Source organism: Micromonospora sp. RTBAU3-60 (genome assembly GCF_054963695.1).
Window position 1 is genome coordinate 1 of record NZ_JBUEGB010000166.1, and the last position, 1,645, is coordinate 1,645.

1 protein-coding gene is annotated in these 1,645 nt (G+C 68.4%); it reads right to left on the reverse strand.

Annotated features, from left to right (window positions below):
• Positions 1–151: 151 nt before the first annotated feature.
• Positions 152–1,546 carry an IS1380 family transposase gene (locus ACY34I_RS40320; RefSeq protein WP_462760813.1) on the reverse strand — a complete coding sequence of 465 codons (1,395 nt, stop codon included), beginning with the start codon at positions 1,544–1,546 and terminating at the stop codon, positions 152–154.
• Positions 1,547–1,645 lie beyond the last annotated feature (99 nt).

The window sequence follows — 1,645 nt, forward strand, 5'->3', positions numbered from 1 at the left end:
TTAGCCTGAATCCACCGCTGTGATCTTTGGTTGGCAGCGTCGATCATCATTCGTTGATGTGCGTGGATGGTTGGGGTGGCGGGCGTGGTTAGCCTGCCGGCTCGTTCCGGCTTGCTCCGTGCTGGTGCTCGGGCCTGTGGTGGGTGGTCGGTCAGGGGCAGGCGGGGGTGGGTGGAGCGTGGGCGGCGGTGAACAGCTGCTGCCAGGCGGTCTGCCAGGGCCAGTGCGTGGGCAGGTGAACGATGATTCGTCGGGCTCGGTGGGCGATCCGGGCGGGGATGTTGATGAGTTGCCGGCGGATGGTGGCGGCGCGGGTTTTGGCGTGGGCCGGTCCGGCTAGCGTCGCCGTGGCTCGGGTGAGGTTGTGGGTCATCGCGGCGAGGGTCAGCCAGGCGGCGTTGGCCGGGAATCGACCCGAGGGCATGTGGGCCAGGGGCCCGTCGATCAGGTCGGCGAAAAGTTGCTCGATGATGGCGTGGGCCCGGTGGGTCAGGTCGGCCTCTACCGTGGACAGCTCGGTGTCGGTCAGGAACGCGTGGTGGCGCCAGGTGGGGAACAGTTCTTCCTGTCCGGCTGGTGCCGGGTTCTTCTCTCGGACACGGCGCACGACCAGCCGGGCGGTGATCTTGTGGCTGGTCGTTTCGAACGCGGTGTAGACGGTTTCGGCGACCTCGGCGTCGGAGATCCACTGCCCGGTGTCGTCGCGGACCGCGCCGGGGTAGCGCACCGGCGTCCACGCTGACTCCCCGATGTCATCGATCGCGGCCCGCAGTTTCGGGTTGGTTTGCAGGGTGACCGAGAAGTTCACGCCTGCCGTGCGGCAGGCCGAGACCACCGGCCCGGAGCCGAACGCCGAGTCGGCGCGTACCAGGATCTGACCGGTCGCCCCGCACGCGCGGGCGGTGGAGATCGCCTGTTTCACCAGCGACGCCGCGGCGCGAGCCGAACCGGCGTTACCGCCACGCAACCGTGTGGCGGCGACCACCGGGGCGGCCTGCGGGGTGCTGATCGCGGCGACCAACGGTGACAGGCCACGAAGCCGCACGTTGTAGCCGCCGACCTTGGCGTGCCCGAACGCCGCGCCCTGCTTCGCGTGCCCATACACGCGACGCAACAGCGAGTCCACATCCACATAGGCCAGCTCCCCGGCGCCGGGTAACAGCGGCATCCGCGCGGCGAGGGCAGCCAACAGGTCCCGCGCGGCGGCCTCCAACTGCAGCGTGTGACCCCAGGTGAAGAACCGCAAAAACGATCCCAGCGTCGACGGCGCGTACACCCCGGCGAAAAGGCCACCCATCCCGCCATGGCGCAGCACGTCCAGATCGGTGATGCAGTCCGCGCCGGCGGCCATCCCGGCCACAATCGCCGCGGCTTTACCCCCAGCGTTGGCTCCGGTCGACAGGTCAGGGCGTACCCGCCTTGCGACCAGGCCAGCAAGATCCACCTGCTCGGCCAAGCGCATCACCGGGACCAACCCGGCACACGACACCAAATTCGGATCATCAAACACCGCGTCCACGCCGCGGCGGCCATGCAACAATCGCACCTGACAGATGCCCTCTCGACCAGGCTGATGGAAGCTTCGAGAACTCCCATTTTCCCAGGTCAGAGGGCATCTTCCTGCCTACCGCGCCGGCGCAACCCG